The following is a 14681-nucleotide window of genomic DNA, read 5'->3' on the forward strand; positions in this document are numbered from 1 at the left end:
GGCCCGCTCACGGCAGGGCGAACGCCGCCCCGCCGTCGTGCCACCACCGCCGGTAGCCCGGCGTGCTCTCGACGAGGGCCAGGTAACCCAGCCGGATCTCTTCGCACACCTCGTCCACCAGCGCGGCGAGCGCGGACTCCGTGCGCCAGGCGAGCACCAGCCCGCGGTGCAGCGGAGTCCCGGTGAGCGAGAGGGTCGCCAGGCCGTCGCGGGCCGTGCCGATCGGGTAGAGCGGGCAGATCGCGCGGTTCTCCCGCGTCAGCGCGAAAGCGACGTGCGCTTCGTTCGTGAAGTGCGTGATGCGGTGCTCGAAACCGGCCGACGCGCAGACGCGGGCGAAGTAGTCGTTCATGCCGCTGTCGTCGGGGTCGGGCATCACCCACTTCTCGTCGGCCAGCTCGGCGAGGCCGATCTCGCCCCGCCCGGCCAGCGGGTGTCCTTCCGCGACACCGACGAAGAACGGCTCCCGCAGCAGCAGCCGGTGTTCCACGCCTTCGGGCAGCTGCAAGGGGAAGCCGGGGAACTCGCGCAGCACCGCGACGTCCAGCTCGCCCGAGCGCAGCAACGCGGTGAGGGCGCCCGTCTCGCGGATCGTGCGGCTGGTGACCTCCCGCCGCGGCACCATCGCGGTGAGCGTGTTGACGAGCAGGCTGAACTGCTGCGCCGGGATCCCGCCGACCTTGACCGGCGCGCCCGCCTCGCTGCAGGTGTTCACACGCGCGGTGCGTTGCAGGACTTCGAACTGGCGCAGCAGGGTGCGCGCGTCGCGCACGAACTCCGCGCCGGCGTGGGTGGGCAGCACGCCCTCGGCCGAGCGCACGAACAGCGAGCCGCCGACGAGCTGCTCGATCCGCTTGAGCTGCGTGGTCACGGCGGGCTGGCTCAGGTGCAGCCGCGCGGCCGCCCGCCGCAGGCTGCCGGCCGCGGCGACCTCGACCACGAGTTCCAGGTGCCGGATTTCCAGACGCATGATCGGAACGTTATCGCGCGATGCAATAGGGCCGACTCCGTGACGATCATCGCCACCGGGCCGGGCGCGCGTTTACGTTTCCGGGGTGACTGTTCTGGTTTCGGTTCCGGTGAGCGGGAAGCCGGCACTTCCCGTGCTGTTGTCCGACGACGTGCTGCGGAGGTTCCTCGACGCCGCGGCCGCCGAATACGCGTTCATCACCCCGGAAGAACCGAGACCCTGTTTCGCGGTGCTGCTCGGCGCGTTCGCCGACGACGCCGTCGTCGTGTCCGACCTCGCCTTCGGCCGCAACGCCCGCACGACGGATCCCAGTGCCCGGGCGGAGTTCGCGGCCGCCATCGTCCCGCGGTTCGGCTCCGCGTACGAAAACCCGGTGCGCGCCTGGTGGTTCGACCCCGCCGACCTGCTCCGCATCACCCGCGACGCCGGCGCGCGCGATCTCGACGTGCTCGGTTCGATCCACCTGCACCCGGACTGGCACCGGCTCGGCCCGGAATGCGAACGCGACCGTCCGCTGAGCGACCGGCCGACGCCGATGGACGAATACGTGTTCCGCGGCGCGGGCTGGCCGCTGAACGTCGTCTGTTATCTCGAACGGCGGCACGGCGCGTTCTACTACTCACTCGGCGCGTGGGACGGCGACTGTGCGCCGCTGTCCCTGCGCGTCCACGCCTCGGCGGCCGTGGTGAGCGCGTGACCGACCACCGCATCCCGGCCCTGTGGGACACGATGGCGGCGGGCTGGGCGGCCGGCGACGCGGCCCGGTTCGCCTCGGTGTTCGCCGCCGACGTCGCCTTCGTGAACGTCCGCGGGGAAGCCGTTTCCGGCCGGGCCGCGGTCGAAGACAGCCACGGCCGCCTCTTCGCTTCGGTCTATCGGGGGACGACGCTGTCGGCGTCGGTGACCTTGGTCCGTCCCCTGGCGCCGGATCTTTCACTGGTGCACGTCACGTCGGAGATCCACCCCGCCGGGGTGGTGACGCACGCCGCGGCCGTCGTCCGCCACGGCGACGTCGCCGAGATCGCCGCCTTCCACAACATGATCCCGAAGGGACCCGCATGACCCGCCCCCGCCTGCGCCACCTCGCCTTCGTCGTCCGGGACGCCCAGCGCATGGCCGAGTTCTACTGCGCGCAGTTCGGGATGGAGCTGTTCCACACCGACCCCGACGGCAGCCACTTCGTCACCGACGGGTACCTCAACCTGGCGCTCATCCAGCAGCAGCTGACCGGCGACGTCGCGACGGGGTTCAACCACTTCGGCTTCGAGGTGCCGGCGGTGGCCCCGCTGGCGGAGACGCTCACCGCGGCCGGTGTCCCCCGCCCGGCCCTGCGCGGCGGCGACCGTCCGTTCGCCGAGTACCGGGCGATCGACCCGGAGGGCAACTGGTTCGACCTGTCGGAGCACGGGTTCCTGCCGCCGTCGGTCGATCAGAGCAGCCGGACGACCTCGGCGGCGACCACCTCGGGTTCGGTCAGCGGGACGTAATGCCCGGAGCGCGCGGCGACCACGTGCCGGCCACCCGCCGCCCGGCGGGCGTGGGACGCGTTCGCCGCCGCGCGCATCGCCGTGCTCATGCCGTCCCCGGGACGGCCGCCCGAGATGACGGTCACCGGGACGCCGCCCAGTTCGGGCGGCGCGGACCGCCACGTCGCCAGCTCGTCGAGGAACGTCTTCGCCTGCTCCCGCTGGGTCCGGACCACACCCGGCCCGAACGCCTCGCGGCGCAGGTCGCGGCCGACGTCGTCCGGGACGCCCTTCAGCAGCCCGCGGAAGACGACCCTGAGCAGCCCCAGCCGGGCCAGCACGGCGCCCGCGCCGAGCGCGAGCCGTTCGGCGCGGCGGAACGTCCGTCCGAAAAGGACGTCCGCGGCTTCGTCGGTGGGGTCGACCAGCACCAGGCCGGCGATCCGCTCCGGGTGCGCCGCGGCCGCGAGCCGGGTGATCGGGCCGCCCGCGCTGTGCCCGACGAGGACGAACGGGCCCGGGCCGAAGTGGTCGAGGACCGTGGTCAGGTCACCGGCCAGCCGCGTCAGGGTGCGGCCGGCGGGATCGGGCTCGCTGCGCCCCAAGCCCGCGCGGTCGTAGACGATCGCCCGGGTGTGCCGGGCGACCACCGGCTGCACGGCGGCCCACGACGAGCGGCTCGCCGCGGCGCCGGCCTCGAAGACGACCGTCGGCCCGGCGCCGGAGCCCAGCACCATCGTGTGCAACCGGCGGCCGTCGGGGGTGGGAACCCATTCCGAGATCCCCTGGGTGTGCGTCGCGGCCGCCCCCTCGACGGCCGCGACGGCACCGTCCTTTCCGGACCGGAACGAGCCCATCGCGCGCCCGTGGTACCAGTAGGCCCGCCCGTGCACGTCGGTCTTCGGCAGTCCGAAGCTCCCCCGCAACCGGGTGCGCACCTGCCGGAACGACCCCGACTCGGTCGCGACCCACGCCCGCCAGCCCGACCAGTCCCGCTCCTCGATCGCCGCGGCCAGCGACCCCGCGTCCCGCCGCGGCACCCAGTGGACCCGCGCGCGGGGGTGCGCCCGCAGCGGGATCAGGCGGTCGTCGGGGACGTGTTCCTCCAGGTAGACCGCCACCGGCAGCTCGACAGGGAGCACGCCCAGGATCGCGTCGATCGCCGGCATCGAGGCGGCGTCGCCGACGAGGAGCCACCCCGCCGGGGTGCCGGGCTCGAACGTGGTGGATCCCAGCGACGTCACCGGAACCGTCGTCCCGGGCCGCGCGGACCGGGCCCAGCGTGACGCGGGCCCGGCCGGGGTGTGCAGCACGACGTCGACCGCGAACGTGCCGGCCGCCGGGTCCGCTTCGGAGATCGTGTACGCCCGCTGGTGCTCGGCCGGCCCGCCGTCCGGGTCGGGGAACCAGAAGCGCAGCCACGCGGCCGGCCCGGGCACGACGTCGTCGAACAACGTCGGGGCGGTGAACCGGATCCGGACGAAGTGCGGTGCGAGCTGTTCGGTGCCGGTGACCGTCGCTTCGTGGTCCCGCGCGCCGAGCCCACGCAGGATCGCGCCCTGGACACCGCGTGCCATCTAGAGCTCCCCTCCGGTGGCCGCCAGCTCGGCCACCATCTCGGCCACCGGGCGGCCGGGCGGGCAGACCGCCACCAGGCCCCGGATCGCCGCGGTCAGCAGCAACCGCACGTACAGCGGCCGCTCGAGCTGCGGCAACGTCGTGTGGGCGGGCCCGAGCCGCTCGTCGGAGACCAGCCGGCCGGCCACCGCCCGCCGCTCGCGGTCCAGGCCCTCGCCGTCCAGGTCTTCGGCCGTGGCACTGGCTTCTTCCGACACGGTCATCGCGACGGTCAGCGAGGCGACCGCGCCGCTGAGCACGATCGCCGCGTCCACCGCGTACCCGCGCCGGCCGAGCGCCTCGACCTCGGCGGCCAGCGCCCGCTGCCCGCCCTCTCCTCGCGGGAACAGCAGCTGCAGGTACCCGGCGAGCCCCGGGTGCGCCAGGGCGAACTCCCGCAGCTGCAGCGCGAACGCCACGAGGTGCCGGGTCGTGTCGTGCGCCGGGTCGTCCCGCAGCCGGAGCTCGGCCAGGAGGCTCTCGCCGACCAGCCGCTCCAGCCCCCACCGCCCCTCGACGTGCCGGTACAGGGCCGTCGACGTGACCCCCAGCCGCGTCGCCACCGCCTTGACGCTCAGCTGCCGCAGCCCCAGCTCACGACCGGCCCGGACGATGTCGGCCACCGCGATCTTCGCGGGACGGCCGCCTCCGGTGCTCGTCACCGCAGTTCCCCCCGCCAGTTAGTTACCCCCTAAAACTAAAGGGACCCCAACCGGCCTGTCAAGCGGGGTGCGGGCGACCCGCACCCCGCTCGCCGATCAGGAGAAGGTGACCGGGACGAAGACGTCGGCGGTGCGGTCGGCCGCGGACAGGTGGTCCCGGCGCGACACGATCGCACAAGTGACGGCGGGGTCGCCGCAGTCGAGACCGCTGTTCGCGCGGGCGATCCGGATCCGCGTGGTGAACGTGCCGTTCGCGGCGATCGTGGCGGTGCCGCCCGGCAGGTTCGTCACCCACGCCGACGGGCCGACCCCGGTGCCACCCTGGCCGTCGCCGCCCGCGCACGGGCTCGGCTTGACGCCGTAGGAGTAGTCCTCGGGCACCGCGCACAGCGCGACGTAGTAGCCGTTCGCCGGGTTGTACCCGCTGCCGGTGACGGTGATCGTCTCGCCGGCGGCGGCGAGCCCGGTGGCATTCGACGCACTGAGGGTGAAGCCGTTGTGCGTGGCCGAGCCGGCGGCCGCGAAGGCGGGCGCGACCGCGACGCTCCCGAAGGCAGCGGCGGCGGTGGCGACCACGGCGACGCGGGCCAGGACGGATCTCTTCGACATGACGGGGATTCCCTTCGATCACAACGAGGTAACGGAGATTAGGTAAGCCTTACCTACTCGTGATCAATATGGTTAGCCTTACCTAATGTTGTCAAGGGGGTTGCTGCCCGCTGCCGTCCTGCTGCTGGCCACCGCGGTCGCCGGCTGCACGACGGCACCCGCGGAGCAGGTCACCGCGGCGCCCGCCGCGCCGCTGTCCGCGCTGAAACCGTTGGCGGACCCCAGGTCCCGCACCGGGCCGAGCACCGCGACGCTCGCCCAGGCCGACATCGCCGCCCCGCCGCCGGCGCAGCACCTGCCGGTCACCGTGACCGACCACCAGGGCACCCGCGTCACCGTCACGGACACGAGCCGGGTGCTCGCGTTCGACATGGCGGGCACGCTCGCCGCGACGGTGTTCGGCCTCGGCCTCGGTGACCGGGTCGTCGGCCGCGACGTCTCCACCGGTTTCCCGGCGGCCCGGCGGCTTCCGCTCGTCACGCGCAACGGGCACCAGCTCAACGCCGAAGCGATCCTCGCGCTCCGGCCGAGCGTGGTCCTGACGGACACGACGCTCGGGCCGTGGGACGCCGTGCTGCAGCTGCGCGGTTCGGGCGTCCCCGTGGTCGTGCTCGACCCCGAGCGGACGATGGACAACGTCGGCGCGCTGGTGCACGACGTCGCCGCCGCGCTCGGTGTTCCCCAAGCGGGACAACGGCTTTCGGCGCGCCTCGACCACGACATCGCCGCCAAGAAAGCCGAGATCACCCGCCTCGCGCCCGCCGAGCCGGACCGGAAGCTGCGCGCGGTGTTCCTCTACCTGCGCGGGCAGGCGGGCGTGTACTACCTGTTCGGCCGCGGCTCGGGCGCCGGCTCGCTGATCACCGCGCTCGGCGCGGTCGACGTCGCGAGCGAAGCCGGGGTCGAGGGGATGCGGCCGCTGACACCGGAAGCGCTCGTGAAGGCCCGCCCGGACGTGATCCTGCTGATGACCAAGGGACTCGAGTCGGTCGGCGGCCCCGACGGGCTGCTCGCCGTCCCGGGGGTCGCGCAGACCCCGGCCGGCCTGCACCGCCGGTTCGTCGACATGGCCGACAGCCAGATCCTGAGCTTCGGGCCGCGCACTCCCGACGTCCTCGACGCGCTCGCCCGCGCGCTCTACGCCCCGGGGTCCGGCGGATGACCCGTCCGGTCAAGGTGACGGCCCTGTTCACCGGGCTCGTCGCCGCGCTGGTCGTCGTGGCCTGCGTTTCCGCGGGCACCGGCCAGTTCGCCATCCCGGTGTCCGACGTCGTCGCGTCGCTGCTGCACCACATCGGCATCGGGCCGGGCCTGGCCGACCCGTTCGCCGAAGGCACGCTCTGGCAGGTCCGCTTCCCGCGGGTCGTGCTCGGCCTGCTGGTCGGTGGGGTGCTCGGCGTGGCCGGGGCGCTGATGCAGGGCCTGTTCGGCAACCCGCTCGCCGAGCCGGCGGTGGTCGGCGTCTCCGCCGGCGCGGCGGTCGGCGCGAGCCTGTCCATCGTGGCGGGCTGGACGTTCCTCGGCGCGTTCACCACCCCGGCCCTCGGCTTCGCGGGCGGACTGCTGACGACCTTGACGGTGTACTTCCTGTCCCGCTCCGGCGGCCGCAGCGAGGTGGTGACGCTCATCCTCACCGGGGTCGCGGTCAACGCCGTGGCGAGCGCGGTGATCGCGTTCCTGCTGTTCTCCGGTGACCAGGCCGCGCGAGAGCAGATCGTGTTCTGGCAGCTGGGTTCCCTCGCTTCGGCGCGGTGGCCGTACGTCGGGTCGATCCTGCCGCTGGTGGCCGTCGGTGTGGCCGTTTCGCTGCTGCTCGCGCGGCGGCTGGACCTGCTGGCGCTCGGCGAACGCCCGGCGCGGCACCTCGGCGTGCACGTGGAACGCCTGCGTGCCACGGGAATCGTCGTAGTGGCGCTGATGGTGTCGGCGGCCGTGTCGTACTCGGGGGTCATCGGGTTCGTCGGGCTGATCGTGCCGCACGCGGTGCGGATGCTCACCGGGCCGGGCCACCGGGTGCTCGTGCCGGCGTCGCTGCTGGCCGGCGCGGTCCTGCTCGCCGCGGCCGACCTGGCCGCCCGCACCACCTTCGACTACGCCGACCTGCCGATCGGCATCCTCACCGCGCTCGTCGGCGGGCCGGTCTTCTTCTGGCTGCTGCTGCGGACGCGCCGGCGCGCGGGAGGCTGGGCATGACCGCGGCGGAGCTGGTGGACGTCACCTACACCGTCGACGGACGGCGGCTGCTCGACGGTGTTTCGCTGGCGGTGCACGCCGGGGAGGTGCTGGTGCTGGCCGGCCCGAACGGCGCCGGGAAGTCGACCGCGCTGGGCCTGCTCGCCGGAGACCTCACGCCCGCGCACGGCGGCGTCCGGCTCGACGGCGGTGAGCTCGGCGGCTGGTCGCTGGCCGAGCAGGCGCGGCGGCGGGCCGTGCTCCCCCAGCTGAATACGGTGAGCTTTCCGTTCACCGTGGCCGAAGTCGTCGCGATGGGCCGTGCGCCGTGGCGGGGCACCCCCGCCGAAGCCGCGGACGACGCGGCGGTCGCGCGGGCGCTGGAAGTCACCGGTATGGCGGCGTTCGCGTGCCGCCGGTTCCCCACCCTGTCCGGCGGTGAGCAGGCCCGCGCCGCGCTTTCCCGGGTGCTGGCGCAGGAGGCCGGGGTGCTGCTGCTCGACGAGCCGACCGCGGCCCTGGACCTCGGGCACACCGAGCGCGTCATGACAGTGGCCGCCGAGCGCGCCGCCGCCGGGGACGCCGTGCTCGTCGTCCTGCACGACCTCGGCCTCGCCGCCGCGTACGCCGACCGGGTCGTCCTGCTCTCCGGCGGGACCGTCGCCGCGTCCGGCCCGCCCGCCGAGGTCTTCACCGAAGCCCTGCTCAGCGAGGTCTACCGGCACCCGGTCGAGGTGTTCCCGCACCCCCGGACCGGCCGGCCCGTCGTCCTGCCCCACCGTCCCGCCGAGGAGAACTGATGCGCCGAACCGGCCTCGTCCTGGCCGCGGCCGCGTTGCCGCTCGTGCTCGCCCCGCCCGCCGAAGCCGCGGCCCGGGTCACCGCGTCCCCCGCGGCCGCCGACCCCGGCTACGCCACGGTGCTCACCGTGCGCGGCAGCGGGTTCCAGTCCGTGCCGAAGGGGTACGGCGGGATCTACCTGCTGTTCGGCTGGGTCGCCGACGGCCCGTGGCAGCCCAGCAAGGGCGGCGCGTCCGGGGCCACCTACCGGTACGTCCCGGACAAGGAGGCCAAGGACAACCGCGGCTTCCAGCGGTTCGTCGCCTTCCCGGGCAGCGACACCGCGGCCTCGGCCAACGGCGGCGTGCTCGCCGCCGACGGCAGCTGGAGCACGCAGCTCGTGGTGCCCGGCGCGAAGTTCCGCGCGACCGACCGCGACGGCGCGGTGGTCGACGTCGACTGCCTGAAGGTCCGATGTGGACTGATCACCGTCGGCGCGCACGGTGTCGTGAACGCGAACAACGAGACGTTCACCCCGGTGACGTTCGCCGTGCCGAAGCAGGCGGCCGCTCCTCCCCCGGCGACGAGCGCACCAGCGTCGAGCCCGCCGGTCGGCACCACTCCGGCGCCGCCGACGACGTCGTCGAGTCCCGTCGCGACCCCGACTTCGGCGGCGCCGGCACCCACCCCGGCCGCCGCGGCGGCCGCCGAGCCCGCCCGCGGCGCCGGGTGGTGGCTCGTCGCCGCCGGCGCGCTGGTCGTCACGGCCGCCGCCCTGATCGTCCCGCCCCTCCTGCGACGCCGTCGCACCCCCAGGAACCAGGAAGGAAACCCCTCGTGAGACTGCGAAGACTCCTCGCCGCGGCCGGAGCCGCGACCCTGCTCGGCTGCCTCCTCGCCCCACCGGCGCTGGCCGCTGCCCCGGCGGTGACCGTCACGCCGGCGGCCGGGCTCGACCCGGCCGGCACCTCGATCACCGTCAAGGGCACCGGGTTCGACCCGGCGGCCAACGACGGCAAGGGTTTCGGTGTCCGCGTCGGCCCGGCCAAGGACGACGTCCGCGCTCGCACGGCGACCGGGTTCCAGGTCAGCAAGCTGGTCAAGAAGGACCCGGTCGGCACGCAGATCCCGCTGAACGCCGACGGCAGCTGGGAGCTCACGGTCACCGTCAAGGCCGAGTACACCTCCGCGGGGACGACGTACACCGCGAAGACCCAGCCGTTCAGCGTCTACGTGTTCGGCTGGGACACCCCGGACCTGACGTGGGACCGCGCCACACCGCTGACGTTCGCCGGCGCCGGTGACCCCGCCCCGGCGACCGGGCTCTCGTGGGGTGTCAAGCAGAGCTGGCGCGGGTACATCAGCCGGTTCGGCGGCTCGATCGCCGCGGACCAGGGCGCCACGCTCGACGAAACCGCCCCGAACACCGCGCCGTTCCCCTACCGCTGGCCCGCCGGGACCACGGCCTGGGACGGCAAGAAGGGGTCCGTCGGCTTCGGCGGCCGCGTCACCTTCACCCTCGAACCGCACCTGATCTGGCAGTTCAGCCTGGCCGACCCGAAGCTCACCCTGGCCGGGGACGGCACCGGCAAGCTCAGCGCCACCGTCGGGTACCGGTTCTACGGGACCAAGACCGCACCCGAGCAGGTCCGCGAACCGGCCCCGGTCGACTTCGCCGACCTGACCGTCAAGGAGGTCCGCAAGGACGGCGCGAACGTCGTCGTCGACCTCGCTTCGGCCAAGCTGACCGAAGCCGGCGCGGGCGCGTTCGCCGGGTTCTACCCGGCCGGGACCGACCTCGACGCCGGCCGGCTCGTCTTCCCCGGTGAATCGGCCCCGCCGACGTCCACCCCGCCGGCCACGACTCCGCCGTCGACGACCACACCGCCGCCGGCCTGCACCCTCTCCCCCGGCTCGATCGCCCAGGGAAACCTGTTGTGGGGCTTCAAGAAGAGCTTCCGCTCCTACGTCGGCAGCGGCGCCGGGAACACGATCACGGCGGACGGCGGCGCGGAGATCACGAACGTCGACGAAGTGGCGGGCAAGGCGATCCCGACCGGCGCCTACCGGTTCCCGCTCGGCACCGGCAGCCTCACCTCCGACGGCGAGTACACGGCGTCCTTCGGCGGCAAGATCACGTTCGGTTATCCGGCGCACTTCTTCACTCTGACGCTGGCGAACCCGAAGCTCACGGTGGCCGGGGGCAAGGGGACGCTCTACGCCGACGTCGACCTGAAGACGACCGCCGGTGCGCCGTCGCCGCCGGTCAGCAAGCCCGGTGTCGCGCTGGCGAACCTGGACCTGGCGTCGGCGGTGCAGAACCCGGGCACCGGCACGCTGACGGTCTCGGCGATCAAGGCCACCCTGACCAGCGCCGAGGCGTTCGCGAACTTCTACCAGGCCGGGGACGTCCTCGACGAGCCGACGGTCACCTTGGCAGCGCAGTGCGCGACGCTGCCCCCGGCGGGCGGCCCGAACCCCGGCGGCGCGGCCGGCGGCTCCGGTGACGACCTGGTCCCCGACGTCGCGTTCCGCCCGTCCGGGCTGGCCGACACCGGGGTCTCGCTGATCGGCGTCTACTGGGGAGCCGCACTGCTCCTCGCGGGCGGCGGGCTGGTGCTGCTGACCCGCAGGCGGGCCCTGCGGCGCCGGTGACCACGTCGGGACGGCCGGGGAAACCGGCCGTCCCGACCCGGTGCTACCGCGTTTCGCGCCGGACCACGGCCGGCACCGGAGCCCCGTTGACGACGAACTGCGTGCCCGGCTCGCGCACGACGTCACCCTTCGCCGAACCCGTGATCGTCACGTTCGTCAAGGTCGCGCTGCCGCGGGCGCCGCTCATCGCGAGGATGCCGGCCCCGTTGTTCGACTTGTCGATCTTGACGTTCGTGATCGCCGCGGTCACGACCCCGCCGCCGGTCTTGAACTGGATCCCGTCGTAGGTCGAGTCGTGGATCTCGGTGTCCCGGAGCGTCACCCCCGGGATGTCCTTGCCCTGCGCGAAGAACGTGATCGCGCCGAACTGCTGCTGCTCGCCCCAGAAGACACCGCCGCAGCGGAACAGGGCGTTGTTGGCGATCGTCGTCTGCCCGGAGAAGGGCAGCGGGTTGTGGTCGGTCGCCAGCATGATGCCCGGGTAGTTCATCGTGTCGTACACCAGGTTGTTCTCGATCCGGTTGCCGTACCCGCCGTAGACCGCGATCCCGTTGGCGCGCCACGGCAGCTGGACCGTGTTGTTGGTGAACACGTTGTCGTGCCCGATGTCCACCGACGGGTCCTTCACGTACTGGTTGGCCCACACGGCCAGCGAGTCGTCGCCGGTGGTGCGGAACGAGGAGTTGAACACCCGCGAGTTGCGCGTGCCGTTCGTGAAGTTGATGCCGTCGGCGTAGGTGTCGCGGATCCGCATGCCGCTGAACTCCAGGCCGTCCGCCGGGCCCCACAGCGCCGGGATGTTGTCGTAGTCGCGGCCGACCCACACCCCGACGTTGGCGTGCTCGATCCAGACGTTCTCGATCTTGGTCCCGGTGCCGAACCGGCCGTTGAGGCCCTCGCCGCCTTCCGCGTTGCCGTCGCCGCCGCGGATCCGGCCGGAGCCGAAGATCGCGATGTCGGAGATCTGGACGTTCTTGTCGATGTCGAACCCGAAGTTGCCCTCGTGCGGGTGGTTGATGGTGCCCGCGTCCTGCGGCTGGATCAGCGAGTACAGCTGCGAGCGCCACATGCCGGCACCGCGGATCGTCACGTTCGAGATGCCGATCTGGTTGTACTGGCCGCCGCCGTTGGGCACGGTCGGGTCGTCGGTCAGGATCTTCTTCTCCTGCCGCCACTGGCCTTCCGGGATCCAGACGCAGGAGATGACGCCGTTCTGGTCGTCGGTCACCGCGCGCTGGATCGCCGTGGAGTCGTCGACGCCGTCGTTCGGCACGGCGCCGTATTCGGTGATCGACGTGCAGTTCGCCGGCTTGGCCGCGGCCGGCGCGACCTGCTCCAGGTCGACCAGGTCGACGACGTAGTACGCCGCGTTGTCACCGCTGTCGCGCTGCAGCTTGAACTTCGTGCCCGGCGGGTACGACTGCGCCAGCAGGGCGTGCGACTCGTCGAACAGCCGCCGCGCGTCACCGCCGGGCCGGTTGGTCAGGCCTTCGGGGTCGTCGGTGGTGCCGTAGAGCCAGCTGTGCGTCGAGGAGAGCGTCAGCTTCTGCGCGAAGGTCCCGTTGACGTACAGGCTGAGCGTGTAGTCCTGCCCGCCGCCGGCGGCCGCGTCGGGCACCGAGTTGCGGACCACGATCGAGTTGGACTGGTTCGTCGACGTGACCTCGACGTACTGGCCCTGGCTCGCCAGCCGGACGGACTGACGACCCGAGGACTCGGTCGCGAAGTTCGTGTGACCGAACGTGCGCAGCGGGTCGGCCGTCAGCAGCTCGCCCTGGTACTGCGCGGCTTCGGCCTCGTACTCGGTGTACGGCACCGCCGCGCCACGCCCGACCACGATCGGCCGGGAGAGGCTGTTGTTGGATTCGTTGGTTTCCGCGACGGTGTTCGTGGCGTCGGCCGTCGCGGTGAGGGTGGCGCCGCCGGTGGTGGCGGTCCACGTGCCCGAGATCGCGACGTTCGCCGTCGCGCCGGCCGCGATCGTGCCCGTGGAGCCGGTGAGCGTCGAGCTGCCGACGGTCAGCCGGGTCACCGAAGCGCCCGCGTCACTCGTGCCGCGGTTGTGCACGGCGACGGTGAACGACACGGCCGCGCCGACCGCCGGGTTGGGCGGGTTCGACGTGATGCCGGTGACCTCGAGGTCCGGCCCCGGCGACTGCGCGATCACCAGCGGCGTCGGGGACGTGAAGGTGTTGTTGGTGTCGTCCTGCTCGACGACGGTGTTCGCGGGGTCGACCGTGGCGGACACGCTGTAGGTGCCCTGCGGCCGGGTGCCCGCGCTCACGGTCACGGTGGTGGACGCGCCCGCGGCCAGGGCGCCGACGGCCGCACTGCCGACGACGGTGCCGCCGAGGCTGACGTTCACGGTCGTCGCGGCCGCGTTCGCGGTGCCCGCGTTCCGCACGGTCGCCGACACCGAGACCGGGCTGGACTCGGTCGGGTTCGCCGGGGTCCACGTGGTGCCGGTGACGACCAGGTCGGGGTTGGGCGCCGGGGTGCCGAACACCTGCAGCTCCGCGACCTGCCCGCCGGGCGCGCCGGAGTTGGCGAAGAACTGCAGCCGCACGTCCGCGGTCCGCCCGGTGACCGGGACGGTCACGGTGTTCTGGTTGCCGGCCGGGTCGAAGCGGTAGTCGGCGCGGGCCTTCAGCGAGGTGAACGCCGTCGCGCCCTGGTCACGCCCGAGGATCTCGAAGTTCTGCGTCCGCGCGCCCCAGACCGGGTCCGGGTTGAGCTTCACGACGACCGAGTCGACGTCGGCGTTCGAGCCGAGCTTGACGGTGAGCGTGTTCGGGTAGCCGGCGGCGGACTCCCAGTACGTGCCGGTGTTGTTGTCGTTGGCGTTGGCGGCGACGAAGGTGTTCACCGTCGAGGACGCCTCGATCGGCTTGCCCGCGGCCAGGTTGGCGCCGGCCTGGGTGCCCTGCCGCACGACGTGGTTGCTGTCGGCCGACTCGAGCCCGGCGGCGTCCTTCGCCCGCACGAAGTACTCGATCCGCGTGCCCGCGGGCCGGGTCTCGGTGAAGGTCGTGCCGGTGACCGTGGTGACGGGCGTGCCGTCCCGGTAGACGGTGTAGCCGGTGACGCCGACGTTGTCGGTCGAGGCCGACCACGCGAGCCGGACCTGGCCGGAGCCGGGCTCGGTCAGCGTGAGGTTCGCGGGGGCGCTCGGCGGCTGCGTGTCACCGGTGTCGGGGCCGTAGAGCTCGAACTCCGAGAGCTGCGCGGCGGGCCACTGCGTGTTGGCGGTGATGTTCAGGCGGACGTACCGGGCCGAGGCCGTCACCGGGATCGTCACGGTGTTGGCGGCCGGGGCGAAGGCGTACCCGCTCGCGGCGGCGAGGTCGGTGAACGTGGTGCCGTCGGTGCTGCCGCGCACGGTCAGCGTCTGGGTGCGGGCCTCCCAGGGCGCGGGCAGCTTCAGCACGATCCGCGAGAGGGACTTGGCCGACCCGAGGTCGGCCTGGACCCACTGCGGGAACGCGTTGTTCGCGGACTCCCAGTAGGTGTCCTGGTTCCCGTCGATGGTGTTGGCCACCGGGTAGCCGGGCAGCGCGCTGCTCGCCGACACGGTGCGGGTCAGCGGCACGTCGGCGAGCGCGGCCGGGGCGGCGGCGACGGTGTCCGGGGGTGGACCGGCGGCCGCGGAGGCGAGGGAGAGCCCGGCGGCGGAGAGGCCCACGGCGGCGAATCCGGCGAGCAGCCGGGTCAGGCGCATGCGTGTCATGGCGTCGTCTCTTCTTTGAGAGG

General features: G+C 73.1%; 13 protein-coding genes. 8 read left to right on the forward strand and 5 right to left on the reverse strand.

Going from position 1 to position 14681, the window contains the following annotated elements:
* Positions 1-7: 7 nt before the first annotated feature.
* Positions 8-970, reverse strand: coding sequence for a LysR family transcriptional regulator (locus ACZ63E_RS18300; protein ID WP_465337217.1), 963 nt, complete (start codon positions 968-970; stop codon positions 8-10).
* An 85-nt stretch (positions 971-1055) separates the two neighbouring features.
* Between ACZ63E_RS18300 and ACZ63E_RS18305 the strand changes: the two genes are divergently transcribed.
* From ACZ63E_RS18305 to ACZ63E_RS18315, 3 genes are read left to right on the forward strand one after another with little or no spacing between them, the layout of a single operon-like run.
* Positions 1056-1667 (forward strand): hypothetical protein, encoded by a 612-nt coding sequence (locus ACZ63E_RS18305; protein WP_465337219.1) that lies wholly within the window; start codon positions 1056-1058, stop codon positions 1665-1667.
* Positions 1664-2032: an SgcJ/EcaC family oxidoreductase gene (locus ACZ63E_RS18310; RefSeq protein ID WP_465337221.1), complete on the forward strand. Its 369-nt coding sequence runs from the start codon at positions 1664-1666 to the stop codon at positions 2030-2032. Before ACZ63E_RS18305 ends, ACZ63E_RS18310 begins: the two co-directional genes overlap by 4 nt.
* Complete coding sequence (locus tag ACZ63E_RS18315) at positions 2029-2457, forward strand: VOC family protein (RefSeq protein WP_465337223.1); 429 nt, start codon at positions 2029-2031, stop codon at positions 2455-2457. Before ACZ63E_RS18310 ends, ACZ63E_RS18315 begins: the two co-directional genes overlap by 4 nt.
* Here ACZ63E_RS18315 and ACZ63E_RS18320 read toward each other — a convergent pair.
* From ACZ63E_RS18320 to ACZ63E_RS18330, 3 genes are all read right to left on the reverse strand, one after another.
* Complete coding sequence (locus ACZ63E_RS18320; RefSeq protein WP_465337225.1) at positions 2400-4013, reverse strand: alpha/beta fold hydrolase; 1614 nt, start codon at positions 4011-4013, stop codon at positions 2400-2402. The two genes, ACZ63E_RS18315 and ACZ63E_RS18320, sit on opposite strands and share 58 nt — an antisense overlap.
* Positions 4014-4715, reverse strand: coding sequence for a TetR/AcrR family transcriptional regulator (locus tag ACZ63E_RS18325; protein ID WP_465337227.1), 702 nt, complete (start codon positions 4713-4715; stop codon positions 4014-4016).
* Between the two features lie 96 nt (positions 4716-4811).
* Positions 4812-5324 carry a hypothetical protein gene (locus ACZ63E_RS18330; protein WP_465337228.1) on the reverse strand — a complete coding sequence of 171 codons (513 nt, stop codon included), beginning with the start codon at positions 5322-5324 and terminating at the stop codon, positions 4812-4814.
* A gap of 85 nt (positions 5325-5409) precedes the next feature.
* Here ACZ63E_RS18330 and ACZ63E_RS18335 point away from each other — a divergent pair, with 85 nt between their 5' ends.
* Genes ACZ63E_RS18335 through ACZ63E_RS18355 form a run of 5 tightly spaced genes read left to right on the forward strand, consistent with a single transcriptional unit; the run spans position 5410 to position 10931 of the window.
* Positions 5410-6486 (forward strand): heme/hemin ABC transporter substrate-binding protein, encoded by a 1077-nt coding sequence (locus ACZ63E_RS18335; protein ID WP_465337230.1) that lies wholly within the window; start codon positions 5410-5412, stop codon positions 6484-6486.
* On the forward strand, positions 6483-7517 hold the full coding sequence (locus ACZ63E_RS18340) for a FecCD family ABC transporter permease (protein ID WP_465337232.1): 1035 nt from the start codon (positions 6483-6485) through the stop codon (positions 7515-7517). The genes ACZ63E_RS18335 and ACZ63E_RS18340 overlap by 4 nt, the downstream gene beginning before the upstream one ends.
* The gene (locus ACZ63E_RS18345; protein ID WP_465337234.1) at positions 7514-8296 is read left to right on the forward strand and encodes a heme ABC transporter ATP-binding protein; all 783 of its coding nucleotides are present in this window, start codon (positions 7514-7516) and stop codon (positions 8294-8296) included. Before ACZ63E_RS18340 ends, ACZ63E_RS18345 begins: the two co-directional genes overlap by 4 nt.
* Positions 8296-9117, forward strand: coding sequence for a hypothetical protein (locus ACZ63E_RS18350; RefSeq protein WP_465337235.1), 822 nt, complete (start codon positions 8296-8298; stop codon positions 9115-9117). The genes ACZ63E_RS18345 and ACZ63E_RS18350 overlap by 1 nt, the downstream gene beginning before the upstream one ends.
* Positions 9114-10931 (forward strand): HtaA domain-containing protein, encoded by a 1818-nt coding sequence (locus tag ACZ63E_RS18355; RefSeq protein ID WP_465337236.1) that lies wholly within the window; start codon positions 9114-9116, stop codon positions 10929-10931. The genes ACZ63E_RS18350 and ACZ63E_RS18355 overlap by 4 nt, the downstream gene beginning before the upstream one ends.
* A 43-nt stretch (positions 10932-10974) precedes the next feature.
* Here ACZ63E_RS18355 and ACZ63E_RS18360 read toward each other — a convergent pair whose 3' ends face one another.
* Positions 10975-14658, reverse strand: coding sequence for a CARDB domain-containing protein (locus ACZ63E_RS18360; protein WP_465337237.1), 3684 nt, complete (start codon positions 14656-14658; stop codon positions 10975-10977).
* Between the last annotated feature and the right edge of the window lie 23 nt (positions 14659-14681).

This window comes from Amycolatopsis sp. NPDC104819, assembly GCF_055583145.1.